Genomic DNA, 17,527 nt, shown 5'->3' on the forward strand with positions numbered 1-17,527 from the left:
CTGTCCAGTATTCAATAAATAACAATGGGCGCTTTATTTCTCATCCAACAAACTGATTATGTATCGACCATAATTCGTTTTTGAGAGGTTTTCCCCATACATACACAGCTCTTCACGGCTCAGCCAGCCATTGCGCCAGGCGATCTCCTCAAGGCAGGCAATTTTCAGCCCCTGCCGATGCTCTACGGTCTGCACATAGTGTCCGGCTTCAAGCAAGCTGTCATGGGTACCGGTGTCCAGCCATGCAAAGCCGCGCCCCAGCTTTTCGACCTTAAGATCACCCCGCTCAAGGTATGCATTGTTGACACTGGTAATTTCCAGCTCGCCCCTAGAGGAGGGTTTAACCTGTTTTGCGATCTCAATCACATCGTTGTCATAGAAATATAGCCCCGTCACGGCATAATCAGACTTGGGCTTCAGAGGTTTCTCTTCAATAGAGATCGCCTTTCCATCTGCGTCAAACTCAACAACACCAAACCTTTCCGGATCACTGACCAGATAACCAAAAATGGTGGCTCCCTGCTGTTGCCTGCCAGCCCGCTGCAACTGATCAGAAAAGTGCTGCCCATGAAAAATATTATCGCCCAGCACAAGGCACACCGGGTCTTGCCCAATAAACTCCTCACCGATAATAAATGCCTGCGCCAGACCATCTGGAGAGGGCTGTTCTTTATATTGAAAATGAACACCAAACTGTTTCCCGCAACCCAGCAGCTTCTTATACTGAGGCAGGTCTTCAGGGGTTGAGATAATCAGTATCTCGCGGATACCTGATAACATAAGCACAGAGATCGGATAATAGATCATCGGCTTATCGTAAATCGGCAGCAGTTGTTTCGATACACCCAGGGTAATCGGGTGCAGACGGGTGCCTGAGCCCCCTGCCAGGATAATTCCTTTACGCGCCATAACTTATTCCTCTCTATTTTTCAGGCTCAGATATTCTTCTAATGTCATCTGCAGCTGGCTATACCAGTCCGGCATGATGATTCCGAGCTCTCGTTCAATTTGTTCCAGTGACAAACGTGAGTTCAATGGCCTGCTGGCAGGCGTTGGATAATCTGACGTTGGTATCCCTGTCACTTGCGCCACTTTGAGTTTAAAGCCCTCCTCCCGTGCTAATGCAAAGATAGATTCAGCGAACCTGCACCAATTGGTTTCGCCGGATGGAGCCAGATGATAAATACCTGAACCTTGTGAAGCCATCTGCTGTGAACGACTAACAGCCAGCGCAGTGATCTCCGCTATCAGTCGCGCAGGCGTAGGCACGCCCCACTGGTCATTGACGATACTCAGTTGCTCCCGCTCTGCGCCAAGCCTGAGCATCGTTTTCATAAAGTTGTTGCCCCGGGCACTGTAAACCCAGCTGGTTCTGAAAATCATATAATGACAGCCAGATGCGGCGATATTGTCATCACCCAGCAGTTTGGTTTTACCATAGACAGATAGCGGGGCGGTCTGATCAGTTTCACTCCAGGGTGTCGTTCCGTTGCCGGGATAAACATAGTCTGATGAGTAGTGAATCAACCAGATATTGTTCCTGGCGGCATAGCCCGCCAGCACAGCGGGCAGGTCCGCATTAACAATGCGGGCGCTATCCTGCTCCGTTTCCGCTTTATCGACCGCGGTCCAGGCTGCAGCATTGACGATAAGCCCAGGCTTTGTCGCTTCAAGATATGCAGCCACCTGATCCAGGTCTTCAAGGTTAAGGTGTTGCCGGTCCGGTGCATCAACACGACCAAAGATCGCCAGGCTACGCTGCAGTTCAAAGCCTACCTGACCGCTCCCCCCCGTAACCAGTATGTTCATAGTGACCCCAGACGTTCGCCCTGATAGCTGCCATCCAGCACCGATTGCCACCAATCCTGGTTGCTAAGATACCACTCCACCGTTTTCCTCATCCCTGTTTCAAAGGTTTCCTGAGGTACCCAGCCTAAATCCTGTTCGATTTTACTGGCATCAATGGCATAACGTAGATCGTGCCCCGGGCGGTCTGATACAAAGGTGATCAGTTCCCGATAGCTGTTAACTGTAACCTCTGTATTGCTCTGTGACGGCCTTAGTTCATCGAGCAGATCACACAAAGTATATACAACATCGATATTCTGCTTCTCGTTATGACCACCGATATTGTAGGTCTCACCGATGAGCCCCTGCTGAGCAACCTGAATCAGGGCCCGGGCGTGGTCCTCAACATACAACCAGTCACGCACCTGCTTACCATCACCATACACCGGTAACGCTTTTCCAGCCAGGGCATTCAGAATCATCAGAGGAATCAGCTTTTCAGGAAAGTGATAAGGTCCGTAGTTATTGGAACAATTGGTTACCAGAGTCGGCAATCCATAAGTCCGCTGCCACGCTCTGACCAGATGGTCTGAACTGGCCTTACTGGCAGAATAGGGTGAGCTTGGCGCATAGGGCGTCGTTTCCGTGAACAGATCATCTGCACCGTGCAGATCACCATAGACCTCATCCGTTGATATATGGTGAAAACGAAACCCCGACGCTTTTTCGGCACTCTGCGCTTTCAGTTGCTGAAAATACTTGCGAGCAGCTTCCAGCAGTGTGTAAGTGCCTACCACATTGGTCTGTATGAATTCACCAGGGCCATCAATTGAGCGATCTACATGGCTTTCTGCAGCCAGATGCATCACTATATCAGGCTGAAAATCGTCAAATACCTTTTCCATCGCATCACGGTTACAGATATCCTGATGCACAAAAAAATAACGTTCGCTGTCCGATACCGTTGCAAGTGACTGAGTATTCCCTGCGTAAGTCAGTTTATCGATATTCACAACCCTGTGTTCTGTGTTGAGAATTAACTCCCTGACTACAGCTGAGCCAATAAATCCGGCCCCTCCGGTCACTAAAAACGTTTTACTCATAGCTATACCTTTAATTCTCACATACCGCTTCGTAGTATTTATCTTAACGAAGATTATATAAACAGCAGGTTAATCCCGATGATCTTTTATAATCAGCAACAACATCTGCATAATTAACCCCATAAACAGAGCGACAATCGCATACATCGCAATATTGTGCAGCCTTTGCGGTTCAAGCGGGTATTCCGGGTATGTCGGGCTTTGCAGCACAGACACCTGCTTGAGCTTGCGAGCAGCTTCGATACGGGTGCTTTGCAATGCAGCCAACGCCCCGGAATAACTATCCAGTGCAAACTTCACCTTCAGTTCAAGCGTCTGGTATTCAGCCGTGACTGTATTCAGTGCGTTGCCCGACTGCTGTGCCATTCTGTTTTTTTCCTGCTCAATTTGGTGCCGCACCGCTTTTATCTCATTGTCTATTTTAACCATCGCAGGAGAACTGCTGCTCTGATAACTTTTCAACATGGTTTTTTCCGCCTGCAAGTTAGAAAGCTTCCCCTCCAGGGTTGCCACTACAGCGCTAATACTTTCAACCGTACCGGTTGGTGAGATCAGTCCATTTTTATTCTGATAATTCAGAAGTTCATTGCGGGCAACATTAAAATTGTCATTGAGCATCGCCACCTGGTCTTCCAAAAAACGCACCTGCTCCTCAGCAAGACGCTTGCCCAACAGGTTCATATGCTTTTCGCCTTCTTCAAGTAACAAGCTGGCAATTTTATTGGCCATCTCAGGGCTGAAAGCTTCTACTTTAATGCGCAATACATTGGCATAATCATCCAGTTCAACAGAAACCCGTTTAAGGTAGTATTCATGCAGATCTTCAATAGGAACATCAGCGCTGCTAAGCGCTGAAATAAAATCGATACCCGCGGCGGAATAGTGTTCACGAAACCCCACTAAACGATCAATATCAAGCAACATATCGACGGACAACAGGTAATCCCTGAGCAGCAGCATGTCACCACTCTCTCCCGTGGGGCCGCCCAACAATGAAGACACATCCATTGTGGGAATGGTAATCTGCGGACTCTCAAGAACCACATTGGCTTCAGAAACATAACGGTCACTGGCCAGCATCCCCCAATAAAAAGCAGACAGTGCAATGAAAACCCCACACACCACCCATACCGGGTTTTTCATTAAATGTTGTTTCATTAACCATTCATCCCTAACATACATGTTGCGTTTGCTATAAAAATAAAACTATTTGCCCTTGTCGGGAGAAGCCTTCGGCTGACTATTTTTGGTGTGGTACTCTTCCAGAGCGTCATTAATATCATCAAACCAGGTTACGTTCCCTTTATCGATCAGTATGCCCGCCTGACACAGCTGCTTCAGCATCCCTTCACCGTGAGACACGATTATCAGACTGGCTTTACCCATTTTGTCTTTAAACGCCTTAGTTGCCTTTTGGCGGAAAACCTGATCACCCACAGAAGTGGCTTCATCAGAAAGGTAAACGTCGAAGTCAAACGCCAATGACAGCCCGAATGCCAAACGCGCTCTCATCCCTGATGAATAGGTTTTAACCGGCTCGTCAAACGCCTTGCCGATCTCCGCAAAGCTTTCGACTTTATGTAGAATTTCGGCTAAATGTGTTTCACCGCCATGAATACGGGCGACAAACTTGACATTTTGCCGGCCGGTCATCGAACCCTGAAAGCCTCCGGTTAAACCGATGGGCCAGGAAACGCTGCAATCGCGAATAATTTCACCTTTATCCGCGCTATCCATCCCACCAATTAACCGGAGCAGTGTAGATTTACCCGCACCATTCCTCCCGATCAACCCAACACTCACCCCCTCGGGGATATCCAGATTCACATCTTTAAGAACCCAGTCACCACCATGATGTTTATGGTACCGTTTATAGAGCCCTCTGATGCTGATCATTGTGCTTTCAGTCTCGGTTCAAAACGCATATGGAGCATCAGCCCAAAGGTAATCAACCCTAGATTCCAGAGCCACAGATACCCCATATCGATCCCCGCAACAGGGCGATAATTTTCGAAAAAAGCCATACGTAGCAGCTCTAACCCGTGAACAATTGGGTTGAACAGAAGATACTCCTGAATCCAGAACGGCAGAAAGTTAAGGGGGAAGATCACTCCAGAGATAATCATTAGTGGCATCGAGGTAATTCGCACAATTTTACCAACTTCTGGAACCAGTTCCGAAACAGCAGAAAATGTTAATGCAGCCCCTACCCCTAAAAACCACAACGAAAACCAGCAAAACAGAGCAAACAGTGGGTCATCCGCAATAAGATCAATATCCAACAAAATCCCAGCAAAAATGAACAGAACGAGGATGAATGTTTTCAGCATCCCTTCAAGAAAACATCGCACGAAAACAGGATCAATGGATTTAACCTGACGATATGCAAATAGTCCCTTATAGCCCTGCATAGCTCCTAACGAGCGCTGCAGGTTCTCACGAAACAGATAAAAGCCCAGCAGTCCAACCAGCATCCAGGGGATAAACTCAGCTCCTGATATATAACGCCCCCCCATAATAATGCCTCTCATAGAAACCAACACAACAATCATTGCAACAGGTTCTGCTAGCATCCAAAACCACGCAAAACGATCCCCCGTGGTGCGAGACAGAGCTTCCCGCATAAACAAAGCGTACCAAACAGCTTTGGTAACCTGCCAGGATGTTCGAGAGCTAAGCATTCAAAAAACCTTGTTCCATGGATTCAATACTCTCACCTCAGGTTGACAGTTAAGAAAAAGTTCATCTTACAACCCCGTCACAACTTTGGTGGCCACTGCAATCTGATAAACGATTTGAGATATACTGGTTGCCAGCTGCAGATTTTTGGTTGGCACTTCAGGCAACACCAGAATCTCATCGCCCGCTTTCAGTGCAACATCCTCAGCATCGCGCACTTCGCCATTCTGGCGTACGATCAGAATCTTTGACTTATCGGCATGAGAGCTAAAACCACCCGCACCATCGATATAATCAGAGACACTTTTTCCAGACTCATAAACCACTGACTGAGGTACCAGAACTTCACCACTGATCAGCAGAGAATCTGACTTTTCGGGAATTGTAATTACATCGCCATCCTGTAAACGGATATTGGCTATGTGATCATTAGAGGCCACAACCAGTCGACCGCTGGGCTCTGCTTTTGAAGCCCGGGCGATAAACTTGCTGATAAGTTCGGCTTCCTGCACACGGATACTGGCTTCCTGAGAGGTGGCGGAAGATGCACCAAGGTAGGTTGCTTCTAAACGTCTCAGGCTTTCATCTAAAGACTCTTTTTGGCGTAGGGCAACGCTTTCCCGGCGCATAGAGATGCTGGTCGTGTCAGTAATACCCTTTGGTACAGCAATCGAATCAAGAAAGTCCTGCAACATTATATCCCGGGGCAGGGAGTAACGGGACGGGCCATAAAAACTACCCTCAATCTCAACAACAATGGTGTCATAACGCTTATCGATACTTAAAATAACTTCATCGCCATTTTGCAATGACTGCTGTCTGAAGTCTGCCAGAGACAGGTAACCGGTTAACGGCCCGCTGCTGCGATCCCCCCGTAACAGTACATGGGAAACCCCCGCCTTCATATGCGTGAGTTTAGTGAGTGCAGCCCCCGTCATCTCGTTCTTTGTCAGTTCATATCGATATGACCGCTCTACGTCACCGGAAACCACCACCGAAGCCTGGCGCTCACCCACCACCAGAGTGTCACCATCGCGAAACTGAGGTCGTACCATCTGACCGTTTAATAAGAAATCGTACAGATCAATCGTTTCAATTGTTTTACCGTTACGAATAACCTTAATCGCACGGTATGTCCCCATCAGATCATCGATGCCACCCGCCTGGTTTAGAAAGTAGATAGCCGAATCATTGGGGGTGCCTGCATAACGGCCTGGACGGGAGACAAAACCGGTGACAAATACACCCACCGGCTGGACACCCTGAACCTGGGTATAAACATTAACATTCTCCGGATAGATCGCCCGGACAGCCCCTCGAATGCGGGTATCAAGATCTTTATGACTCAGACCCTGAACCCTGACGGGACCAATAGTCGGTATAAAAACATTCCCCCGGGCATCCACTGGCAGCACCCGCTCCATCTCAATTGCCCCCCAGATACGCAGAACAACCTGATCACCCGGCGTGACTTTGTAGTCTGAATTAAGACCATCAGACCTTAAGCCGCTGAAGCCACCATCAAACAACTGACTGCCAAAGGGTCGAATAGTCTCCGTATCAGCAGGGCCTTTTGAGCCCAGCTGGCCATAAGTACCCGATTTCCAGTCGATACTTTGTTGCACCTGTTGAGCATCAATGCCCCCTCCGCCACTCATCAACTGCTGCATCGCAGGATCAAGATCACCTGCACTTTCAATGGCGGCCTGTGCAAAACTGCAGAACAACAGAGTCAGGCCTGCCACAAAGCCTTTACACATAACATTACGTCTTTTGGTGCTATACAAATTCATAGATGAATTCCATTTAACATTGTCACGATGGATTACCTGAGCGGTGATACAACCTGCTATCAGAGTGTTACCGGAATCAGTTCCCATTGGGTGTCATTAACAGTACAGGCAAGGTAGTGCCGCTGAGACAGATTATCACTGATGACCACTCTTCGGCAGGAACGTCCACTGGCAGCAAAGTAGGTAGCATTAGCCATAAGATTTCCCCCCTGGAACATCCCCGCTGGAATAGTCAGGGAAAAATCCTGAGAATTATCCGAGAGTATCTGACTCACGTCCCGTGGTAGAACATTATTGTCGACAGATGTCTGAAAAGAATCCCCCGGACCGGCCTTGTGCATTGCCTGAGGGGTACATGCGGATAAAAAAGTCACTAAAAACAAGACTACTACAGAGTTAACTATTCGGGCGGTACTCAGCTTCATCAATCTGCTATCCATAACAAAATTTACAGGCCAAGATCATACAATATTATCGAGCCAACTTACATGTCTCAGAGCAACTACGCTCTATTAATTAAAACTATCTGTATTCACAGACAATGACAGATCAGAGAGGGGCGAAGAGGTTTCCCTAGGCCCGACGAAGAGACTGTAGATAAAACTGTGAATTGCATATCATAAGGTCAGCAATGGCTAAGAGTGGAATTGAGAAAGGCTGAGGTTACGTGTTTAATAAAGACAGAGCAGCTAGGGCTTCAAGCGTGTCACACGTTCCTTCTCACTAGGCTATCGTAAGGCAGGCGTTCGACAAGTAATATATAGGGGCTGGCTGGGAATACGTGCATATCTACACTGATGACTATACCCGCTGTAGCTATGCTGAAGCCTATCCCAGACAGTCAGCTAAGAACGCAGTCAGTTTTTTTTAAATACTATCAAAATATTGACCTGCACCCTTTAGGAATGCTGTAGAAGCGATAGGTTCACGACCTATGGATACGCACCCTTATCGTCGCTCACAAATGGCAAAGCGGAACGTTTTATACAAACACTGATCCCGGAGATATCTTGCGGTAAACTGTATAACAACTCCACTAAGCGAGATGCAAAACAATCCTGTTACCTTAAGAGGTATAACTTTATCAGACCACTTGGAAGTTTAAACAAGCAACGACCCATAAGCCGGTTACTTGCAAACACAGTATCTGAAATCCACACACAGAATTACAGGGTCAGTTAATCTAATCAAGGGCAAACTATCCCTCAGTGCGATTTTGCAAGACGCAGTTAACTGACCACATACTACTAGTCAATTATATTAAAGTTTTTTGCTATTGAATCGTAAGCATCCGAAATAAGCATAGGTTTTTTAGTTACATAATGAGGAAACAAATCCATTGCACTTCTATAAACAAAGTCATCAATCCAAGTATGGTGCAGTAATGCTTCCTCCAATTCCCCCCTACTTCCACCTATATTAATTTCAACCTGCTTACTGATATTTAATCGATGCACTTTAAATGCAGGAGTAATATTATCTTCAGAAAGAACAGAAGCCGCTCTAGACAAATCAGAATCAAATATATAATCGAATCGCCTCAAAGCATCTAATATAGAATTAGTAAAATTCAAGTCCAATAACAAATCAGGATTATACCTACTACAATAAAACCCAAGCTGATTTTTCTTTAAAACATCTCCAACTAAGTTTCTAAAAATACCGTTAGGCTTAACAATTTTAAGAAAATCAATAAAACTCATATCCCTATATCGTTTCAGTGTTGGATCGTTCTTCAACGAAATAGGATTGCTAGCCCTATTAAGGTTATACGTATAAGCAGAAATAACACGCGCAACAGGGTCTCTTAAGACAGTAAAAACAACATCTCTTTTTAAAAGGACCATTTCCTTATAAGATATATGACCATGAAGGTAAATTGAGTTGCTAGCAAATTTATAAGCAATGGAGGAGCGTTTCAAAGACCAAAGTTTTGTAGTCTCCTTATCAACTATAACTGATATATGAGTTTTACTTAAATTTAAGGCACTTTCTATGCCATCACTAAACGCGCTTCCTCCGCACTTTGGAATATGAACATATCCAATTCTCTTCAAAACAACCTCCTATTTCATTTAGCAGTCTCTTTTGCTGGTATTCCTACAACAGTTTTACCATCTTTAATATTATTTATCACTACAGCTCCAGCACCAACTATTACTGATTCTCCAATTACTATCTTATCAATAATGGTTGCTCCAATACCAATCCATGTTTTATCACCTACTATCACATGCCCTGCAAGAGCAGCTTTAGGCGATATGTGAACGCCATCTCCGATATTACAGTCATGTTCTACAAGGGCACATGTATTTATTATGCAACTCATACCAATTCTTGAACCTGAGTTGACTACGGCTAACGCTCCAATAAAAGTACCGAGCCCCAGATTAACTCTATTAGACAAAACAGCATCGGGATGAATAACTACTGCTAGCACACCACCATGAAGACAAATCTGATTTGAAAGATAATACCTTACAGAAGAATCTCCTATAGCCACAATAAATTCAACATTATCAGATATATGTTCTACAAAGCTATCTGAATGACCGATAACCTTTTCATCTTTACATTGAGGATAATGTGAGTCCAAGAATAATACACTTTCATATTTTTCAGAGGCATATGCAGCCTCAGCTACTACTTTACCATGCCCTCCTGACCCAACAACTATCAACTTTTTCAAATCCACAACTCCAATCAAAACCGGACATAACTGTTAGCTATGATCCAAAGCATTTAAATTAACAATATCTGAAAGAGCCTTACCCCTTCCTCTTAAATCGCCAAGCTCAGACAACCTTTCCTTTATAGCAAAAAAATAATCACTTACATCTTGACCTGAGTTAATTTCAGCAATTTTTTTAAAAATCATTTCCATATTCGCAAACCTCAAAGACTCAGGAACCAAGTTATTTAAATCAGACTGCATATCATCTATTGTTAAAACAAGCATCCCATGCTTTAACGAAGAAATACCTACACCACCTGCGCCAGGAATACCGGGCAATGCCAAAATCACGTTATCAGACCGATATACAGTGTCTAGAGAAGACACACCCATTATAAGAATCCGTTCTCTAACAAAGCTAGGTACACTATCAGGGATTGCTTCATATGCCACAGTAACATCCGCAGCCCCAATAAGTGTCCAACTCAAATATGGGTATTTAGTAAATAGCTTTTCAAGCCCACACCAGTCATTATCAGTTAAATTAGAAAGTCCATGAGAAATTCTATTTGATGAATAGACAGAGATAAGTTTTTTTATACCACCAAATGACGTCATATTAAAAACCCGATCACTATCAGGTTTAATTCTAATAGGGGGATGAAATGAGATTTGCCTTTCTAAAGGATTTTCATGCCTAACTAGAACTCTATCCGTATACTTAACATCTGCAACAGCTGAGCTAAACAATACAGTAGTAACATTACATTTATTTAGAATATCTTTTGCATATACGTTAGAACACCTAAATCTAGCAACTCCCTCAAATCGAATTACATTCTCACACAGCAATGAAGCTAGAATATTTGGACGAGGAGATACAAAAATACGTAATTCACTACAGACCAGCTCTTTATTTAAATAGTCAAGAGCTGATTTATCTAGATATTCAACCAGAGCCCTTGTGAACTTTTCTCGAAAAGCTTCGCCTGCTTGTTTTCGCCATGATGGCCATTCCATCTCAGCCATTAAAACAATACTTACCTTTTCACCAGCTAATACAAGAGGAACTGCATGATTTAATATAACTCCCATATGTTCACTATCTGGGCGAACAATACTACTAAGAACTGTGACTCCTTTCCCTCTATGGCTTATATCAAGCTTTAAGTTATTTTGGTATATCGCAATTTCATTGATAAGAAGGTTAAATTGATTACTCTGCCTTAATTTCAATTTCACAAGAGACGACAGTGCAATTGTGTCCTGCAAACCAATATGCATAGACAGCAATTTACTTACCAAACCAATCAAAACTTCCTCATTCACCAACTCAGTACAAAATGCCTCATCGAATATCGGCACACCAAAACGATCCTGAATAAATTTGACATATATATTTAATGGCGGCGTGGGTATATCAAAAATATCATCAAGAGAGTCAATAATCTTGAGACCTATTGTGCTATGTTTGGCCTCAATTGCAGCTGTAATAGAAAAAATATCCTCTACATCTAATTCAACAGTTGAGTTAGAAACACTAACATCCTTAAAACCATCTGATAACTGTATTCCCCAATTATTTTTAAACAACAAATTTTGAGCAGTATAAGTTTCTGTTGCAACATCATAGATACACTGAGTAATCTTTTTGTCTAAAGAATAATCAGCATTCAATCCTGACAACTCAGAAAGCACTCTATATAATAATTTTGTATCTAAGCCAATACTTCCAATAGACCTATTTAATGCTTTTTTATATTCAAGTAGCTTATTCCCAATACTCGGATTCTGATCTTTACTATCAAACCTGAATCGCTCCAGCTCATTCAAAGATAGTACATCTAAAAAATCAACCCTAATATCTTCACCCGTCAAAAGCTTTTTATCAAAAGATCTAACTATAAGCGAGGCGTCAGGAAATGCCTCCTCCCAAGATTTTATAAAATCATTATAGTTCAAATTATTAAACAAGCGTTTACTATACTGCTCAATTGATTCAGTTAAGGCTTGATTCTGTATTGCCTGCGAATAAGATGAAAGAAGATAACTTAATTGATCACGAAAATAGCAAACGATATATATATCAAAATCCCCCTTCAAAACACGAGCCAAGCTTTGCGGTTTAACATTCTGAAAGGCTTCACTACTCAGAATAACATTACACTGAGAATTCTCAATAGATAATAACAACTCATCCACTTCATACTTATCACTCTCATCCAAATCACATGTTCCAGACAAAGCTTTAGCCAGAAGGTGATGAGCGATTGGTCTACGACCTAACAGAGGATATTCATATCCAAACTCTAATAATAGTTCGTAATTTTGACATAAAAATTTTTGTAATGAGGATGTACCACTCTTATGCCGCCCAATATGAATAAAAAGCTTACGCATACTACTTCCTCAACAACACTAAATTAATAACTCTATTAATATCATATTGAGAAAGACCTCCATAAAAAGGCAAACATAATACATTTTTCGTAATTCGATTGGCCTGAGGCAAGTATTTTCTACTGGCGGATGCCAAAGAACTATAACAGGGATATTCACTAACCAAAGGAGAAAAATACTTTCTAGCCATAATATTACTAGCTTTCAAACGATCATAGATATCATCGCGACTTTCCCCAAACTCTACCTCGTCAATACAAATACAAAAATATTGCTCACTACTGGTAGTATTTTCTGGCACTTTAATAATAGTAATTCCTTTTACTTCACCTAATGCGTCCGTATAAATTTTTCTTATTTCAGACCTTAATCCTTGCTCTTCTTTAACCAAAGGCAACACACTCAATCCCATAGCAGCTTGCAACTCGCCCATTTTCCCATTTATACCAGGCAAAAGCACTTCTTCTTCATTTTTTATCCCGAAGTTCTTCAAATACTCAATACGTTGTTTGAGATTAGAATCATTAAAAACTAAAGCTCCCCCTTCTCCAGTATGAAAAAGCTTTGTAGGGTGAAAACTAAACATAGTAATATCACCATAGTCAGCTATCGGTCGACCATTGTGAACTGTTGTAAAAGAGTGAGCTCCATCATAAATAACCCTCAACCCGTGACGATCAGCAATATCTTGAATTTCATCTACATGACAAGGAACGCCATACACATGAACCCCAAGAATAGCTGTAGTTTTTGCCGTGATGAGTCTTTCAATTTTTTCTGGATCGATGGTTAAACGTATAGGATCTATATCACAGAAAACAGGGGTAATATTATTCCATGCTAGAACGTGTGTCGTGGCAGGGAAAGTAAAAGGAGTCGTTATAACTTCACCTTGCAACCTTAAGCTTTGTACCGCAGTCATTAATGCGGTTGTACCATTATTGAATAGTGAGATATTTGGAGCATCTATATACTCCTTGAGACGAGCCTCTAACTCCCGGTGTTTAGCCCCGCCATTAGAAAGCCACTTCGATACCCATATATCCTCTAAATAACGATTATAGTTTTCTAGCTTAGGCATCAACGGTCGTGTAACTAATATCGGCTCATCAGATTCAGTCATTTTTAGTTTCTTTCGCATTTAAATTATTGAAAAAATCAATATCATTACTATTTGCATCCACTAATTTACTATATAGCTCTTCACCTATTTGTACTTCTATCTCAGATAGCTTTTTATCTAAACTGCTTTTCACACTTCTGGATACATTTTTTTCAACAGGATTCAGATTGATATCAGCGAAGCCCTCTTCCTTCAATAACAACTCGAGCTTCTCTAAAGATTCAGAATAGCGTTCTACAACACCAACAAATGGAAGCTTCTCTATTGCCAACTTAGCCCTGTAGCCTTCATCACCCACTTTCTCCCCAAACATTGTCGCTAAGCGGTGTGCGTGAAAGTTTCTGCACTGACGATCATTCACAAGCGAAAGTCGTGTTTCGATATAACCTTTTAATGTGGTGTTACGTGCTAACGCTGGGCCGAAACCATCGCCCACCTGCTTTTTCTCAAAAGAGTACGCTGATGCTATTCTGTCGATCGGGTGACGCATAAAGATTACAGGAATTATCCTTATGCCCTCGATCTCAGGTACCGGGAAAATAGCGGTATGGGAAGAAAAACACTTTGCCTGTGGGTTATCTATAATCCATTGCTTTACCTTTCCTCGATTTAAAGCAGGCTGAGCAGGAAATTCTTTTGTTACCCATTCACCATCTTCTTCATTGAAATTTTCTTTAAAGGCAGCATCCAGTGATGTGCCTGCATTTTTAAAAAGATGATAATGCAAAATAACAGTTCTCATCCAATCCTCCTACAGCCGGACAGTTTCGATCAATACAAATTCATTTAATAGAATAAATTCCAACACTAGAGAAGATATTCCTGAACACTTTTTTACCGCGCTCAAACGAATACTTTTCGGTTACAAGTGTTTGACTATTTTCTGCGAACTTATTCCATAAGACCTCATCGTCATATAGCCTGATGATTGCATCAACCCACTCTTGCGGCTCTTGGGCGATCAGTGTACTGATCCCATGAGTCAGCCCCGTTCCCTCGGCAGCCACTTCAGTTAATACTGAAGGCAGACCATATGCCATGGATTCCAGCACTTTGCCCTTAATGCCAGCACCGGAAAGCAGTGGCGCAATAAACACCCGATGATCGTGGAAAACACCATCTAAAGACTCAGCAAACCCAAGCATTTTGATATTTTCAGTTTCCATCTCTTTATAGGCCTCGGGCATATTACTGCCATAGACATAGAGCGTTATATCAGGACGCTGCTTTCCTAACAGAGGCATAATTTCATCCACAAGATAATCTACAGCTTCTCCATTAGGGGTATGATTAAAACCTCCCAAAAAGGCGATACCATTACGATCATTAAACTCGGGACCTTTTGGCTTCTCTTCAAGAACCCAGGGTGTAATGTGAAGCTTGTCAGCTTCTAATATATGACTGGTAATTACTGCATGTTCTGTCGAGTTATAGCATAGAATTGCATCCACTTGTCGACATACAGACAACTCCTGTTCACGCGTGTTCAGCACTTTTTCTAACAGCAACTGATCTTTCTCACCTTTTAATGCCGCCCGCATCTCCCGTAAAAAATGTAAATCAGCGTTATTGAAAATAATTTTTGCCCGGGAATTTTCGCGGATATAGGAGATATAGTCTTTCGCGATATGATAGCGGGTGATATAGACCGCATCCATCTCCTGCAGACGTGTTTCAAGTACATGATTGACGCTGGCATAAAATGGAGCATAAAGTACTTCAACCCCCATTTTCTGCAGCTCAAGGGTATATTTACCAAAATGAGCCAAGTTGGCCGGAACAAAAGTAACTTTAAAGCCAAGCGACTGAATCAGTTTCATCTCCTGAATAGCAGCATAACTACCCGCATCTTTATTTGGCATTGGGGACGCATAATCAATCACAAGAATACGCTGATCGACATTCCTGTCCTTTTCAATTTTTAAATTTTCTAAACCGGGTGTCCCATTGTTTCGAAATGCCTTAAACCACTTCTGGCGGAACGTTTTTTCATTGATCACCTGATAGCGTTTCAGCCCCTTTGTGACATCAGTACCATGACTTTGCCCTTCAAAGTGAACCACAACGGAATGGGGGGTGTAGACCGTTTTATACCCCTCTTCTCTCACTTTAAAAGCAAGATCGGTATCTTCGTAGTAACAGGGCACGAGCTCTTCGCTGAACAAGCCTACTTTGTGCCATACACTGCTGCGAATACACATTGCGGCACCGGTCAGGTAATCGACCTCCCTGGCGTAGTTGAACTCAGGTGTCATAGGGTTTTCGTTACGCCCAACATTCCATGGCTGCCCATTTTCCCAGATAATCCCCCCGGCCTCTTGTAATGTGCCATCCAGGTTCAATAATTTCGAACCTGTCATACCGATGGTCGTATCCTGTTCCATTTTACTGACCAGTTCATCGATCCAGAAAGAGGTAACCTCGGTATCATTGTTCAGGAAAATAATGTACTTGCCACGTGCTTTTGCACTGGCACGGTTACAACTTTTAAGGAAGCGTAAATTTTCTGGATTCCGGGAAACAATCAGGTTTTTGATGATCGCCTCTGCTTCGGATGTTTTATCCGTTGAGCAATCATCGGCCAGAATGACTTCATAAGTGGTTTTATTGTACGCTAGAGCTATCGAAGCGATGCAGTGATAGGTAAGCTCAAATTTATTGTAGGCAGGAACGATAATAGATACGGAGGGGGTATCACATTCAGGCAGGCTGAATGCGGGATACTGGTCTCTTTTTTCATAGCCTTCAACCACCACTTTATGAGTAGTTAGCAGGTTCTCTACCGTATTTTGAATTGAGCTTTCACTCATTGCCTCAAGTTGAAAGTGCAACGATTCATATCGGCTATCTGCCTGCTGGGGCATCGACAAAAAACCGGGCTTATTAAAACTTTCTTTGAGGTATTGCCAGGGTGTCTGAATTGGATGACTGGTGACCACCTCGGTTCCCAAAAGATAGGGAACACCGGTCATGCCAACTTTATAAAGTTTAGGTCGCCCATCCTGCAAGCTCAAAGGAATTGGCAGGCGCACCTCTAAAACACTCTGATTTGTTTCAATTAACCTATGGTTAATTAATTTATCTTCATTAAAGAGGGTAACCTCTTTCTTTCCTATAGGGTTGCGGGACTGTAACTGAATAACAATATGTCCATGCTCTTCACCCAGAATTTTTGCGAAAATCCGCTCTCCATTCAGAGAAAAAACTTTCGCATCTTTAGTCACCGGCTGACCGCTTTCTGCATCAACAATTAACAGGCCTACCTCTTTTTCATCAATAGCCCACTCATCTGCCACATCTATCTGAAAACCATGCTTACCTGATCCGTATCCGGCTTTTTCAAGGTCTGCACGATAGATATTCGCAATACCTGATCCAATGATCCGATCACCACAAACAATATGAACAGATAAAGGACTTGAAGTATTTTCAGTATTAATACTCCAACCGCTTACAACACCATTTTCAAACAGATCAATATGCCCTAACAAATGATCTATTTTTTTTTCTTGAACACTATTTTCTTCAATCGAACTCTCATCCATGCTTTTCATAAAACATATAACTCTAAAAAATTTATATTAAGACATTATTTATTAGATAATTTTCCAAAAACAATTTACAAAAAATCAAACTATTCATTAAAAGCACATTAAATAATTATTATACCCATCTAGCAACCCTTAGCTTCATAGACCATTTCCCGGCTAGTCTACAACCAACAGGAGTTGTCTTTACACTTCACTCTGCTCAACGCAGGCATTTTCATTTCTCGCCGATCATACAATATATTGACAGCCGGTTCACTTATCCTGCTCGTTGTCGACATTTTTCAAGAGACTTACTCTATTCCTTTAGCCACAGTTCTTAAAAAAAACCATTCACTGCCATCATACAGCAACAGACATCGCAGCCGCGTTACTCTACCGACCAAAAATCAGGCAGTTCTGATCACTGATAAATTACT

14 protein-coding genes are annotated in these 17,527 nt (G+C 42.8%); all 14 read right to left on the minus strand.

The genetic code is table 11. The features are described 5' to 3' along the window. Window positions 1-33: 33 nt before the first annotated feature. Complete coding sequence (rfbA, locus tag BMY09_RS16745; protein WP_091360550.1) at window positions 34-909, minus strand: glucose-1-phosphate thymidylyltransferase RfbA; 876 nt, start codon at window positions 907-909, stop codon at window positions 34-36. 3 nt (window positions 910-912) lie between these two features. Further along, a complete protein-coding gene (gene rfbD / locus BMY09_RS16750) occupies window positions 913-1,809 on the minus strand; it encodes a dTDP-4-dehydrorhamnose reductase (RefSeq protein WP_091360551.1) in 897 nt (298 codons plus the stop codon). After that, a complete protein-coding gene (gene rfbB, locus BMY09_RS16755) occupies window positions 1,806-2,891 on the minus strand; it encodes a dTDP-glucose 4,6-dehydratase (protein ID WP_091360553.1) in 1,086 nt (361 codons plus the stop codon). The genes rfbD and rfbB overlap by 4 nt, the downstream gene beginning before the upstream one ends. 69 nt (window positions 2,892-2,960) lie before the next feature. Beyond that, window positions 2,961-4,049 carry a KpsE/RkpR family capsule polysaccharide export protein gene (locus BMY09_RS16760; protein WP_091360555.1) on the minus strand — a complete coding sequence of 363 codons (1,089 nt, stop codon included), beginning with the start codon at window positions 4,047-4,049 and terminating at the stop codon, window positions 2,961-2,963. Window positions 4,050-4,097: 48 nt separating this feature from the next. Further along, complete coding sequence (locus BMY09_RS16765; RefSeq protein WP_091360557.1) at window positions 4,098-4,787, minus strand: ABC transporter ATP-binding protein; 690 nt, start codon at window positions 4,785-4,787, stop codon at window positions 4,098-4,100. Next, the gene (locus tag BMY09_RS16770; RefSeq protein ID WP_091360559.1) at window positions 4,784-5,572 is read right to left on the minus strand and encodes an ABC transporter permease; all 789 of its coding nucleotides are present in this window, start codon (window positions 5,570-5,572) and stop codon (window positions 4,784-4,786) included. The genes BMY09_RS16765 and BMY09_RS16770 overlap by 4 nt, the downstream gene beginning before the upstream one ends. A gap of 66 nt (window positions 5,573-5,638) precedes the next feature. Continuing rightward, complete coding sequence (locus BMY09_RS16775) at window positions 5,639-7,363, minus strand: polysaccharide biosynthesis/export family protein (RefSeq protein WP_245756617.1); 1,725 nt, start codon at window positions 7,361-7,363, stop codon at window positions 5,639-5,641. 59 nt (window positions 7,364-7,422) lie between these two features. Then, the gene (locus BMY09_RS16780; RefSeq protein WP_091360563.1) at window positions 7,423-7,803 is read right to left on the minus strand and encodes a DVU3141 family protein; all 381 of its coding nucleotides are present in this window, start codon (window positions 7,801-7,803) and stop codon (window positions 7,423-7,425) included. Window positions 7,804-8,610: 807 nt separating this feature from the next. After that, on the minus strand, window positions 8,611-9,420 hold the full coding sequence (locus tag BMY09_RS16785; protein WP_139203210.1) for a sulfotransferase family 2 domain-containing protein: 810 nt from the start codon (window positions 9,418-9,420) through the stop codon (window positions 8,611-8,613). A gap of 14 nt (window positions 9,421-9,434) precedes the next feature. After that, a complete protein-coding gene (locus tag BMY09_RS16790) occupies window positions 9,435-10,052 on the minus strand; it encodes an acetyltransferase (RefSeq protein ID WP_175483578.1) in 618 nt (205 codons plus the stop codon). Window positions 10,053-10,085: 33 nt separating this feature from the next. Then, window positions 10,086-12,437 carry a hypothetical protein gene (locus tag BMY09_RS16795; RefSeq protein WP_091360570.1) on the minus strand — a complete coding sequence of 784 codons (2,352 nt, stop codon included), beginning with the start codon at window positions 12,435-12,437 and terminating at the stop codon, window positions 10,086-10,088. A 1-nt stretch (window position 12,438) separates the two neighbouring features. Further along, window positions 12,439-13,560: a DegT/DnrJ/EryC1/StrS family aminotransferase gene (locus BMY09_RS16800; RefSeq protein WP_091360573.1), complete on the minus strand. Its 1,122-nt coding sequence runs from the start codon at window positions 13,558-13,560 to the stop codon at window positions 12,439-12,441. Next, window positions 13,553-14,302, minus strand: coding sequence for a sulfotransferase family 2 domain-containing protein (locus BMY09_RS16805; protein WP_091360575.1), 750 nt, complete (start codon window positions 14,300-14,302; stop codon window positions 13,553-13,555). Before BMY09_RS16805 ends, BMY09_RS16800 begins: the two co-directional genes overlap by 8 nt. 40 nt (window positions 14,303-14,342) lie before the next feature. Then, window positions 14,343-17,114 (minus strand): glycosyltransferase, encoded by a 2,772-nt coding sequence (locus tag BMY09_RS16810; RefSeq protein ID WP_245756618.1) that lies wholly within the window; start codon window positions 17,112-17,114, stop codon window positions 14,343-14,345. Window positions 17,115-17,527 lie beyond the last annotated feature (413 nt).

Origin of the sequence: Amphritea atlantica, assembly GCF_900111095.1 — a bacterium.
Lineage (GTDB): Bacteria > Pseudomonadota > Gammaproteobacteria > Pseudomonadales > Balneatricaceae > Amphritea > Amphritea atlantica.

Bases quoted from the DNA above. Each gene is read 5' to 3' on its own strand.
- BMY09_RS16760 (WP_091360555.1), bottom strand. From the start codon at position 4,049: ATGAAACAACATTTAATGAAAAACCCGGTATGGGTGGTGTGTGGGGTT.
- BMY09_RS16795 (WP_091360570.1), bottom strand. From the start codon at position 12,437: ATGCGTAAGCTTTTTATTCATATTGGGCGGCATAAGAGTGGTACATCC.
- BMY09_RS16780 (WP_091360563.1), bottom strand. From the start codon at position 7,803: ATGGATAGCAGATTGATGAAGCTGAGTACCGCCCGAATAGTTAACTCT.
- BMY09_RS16765 (WP_091360557.1), bottom strand. From the start codon at position 4,787: ATGATCAGCATCAGAGGGCTCTATAAACGGTACCATAAACATCATGGT.
- BMY09_RS16810 (WP_245756618.1), bottom strand. From the start codon at position 17,114: ATGAAAAGCATGGATGAGAGTTCGATTGAAGAAAATAGTGTTCAAGAA.
- rfbB (WP_091360553.1), bottom strand. From the start codon at position 2,891: ATGAGTAAAACGTTTTTAGTGACCGGAGGGGCCGGATTTATTGGCTCA.
- BMY09_RS16770 (WP_091360559.1), bottom strand. From the start codon at position 5,572: ATGCTTAGCTCTCGAACATCCTGGCAGGTTACCAAAGCTGTTTGGTAC.
- BMY09_RS16775 (WP_245756617.1), bottom strand. From the start codon at position 7,363: ATGAATTTGTATAGCACCAAAAGACGTAATGTTATGTGTAAAGGCTTT.
- BMY09_RS16800 (WP_091360573.1), bottom strand. From the start codon at position 13,560: ATGACTGAATCTGATGAGCCGATATTAGTTACACGACCGTTGATGCCT.
- rfbD (WP_091360551.1), bottom strand. From the start codon at position 1,809: ATGAACATACTGGTTACGGGGGGGAGCGGTCAGGTAGGCTTTGAACTG.
- BMY09_RS16805 (WP_091360575.1), bottom strand. From the start codon at position 14,302: ATGAGAACTGTTATTTTGCATTATCATCTTTTTAAAAATGCAGGCACA.
- rfbA (WP_091360550.1), bottom strand. From the start codon at position 909: ATGGCGCGTAAAGGAATTATCCTGGCAGGGGGCTCAGGCACCCGTCTG.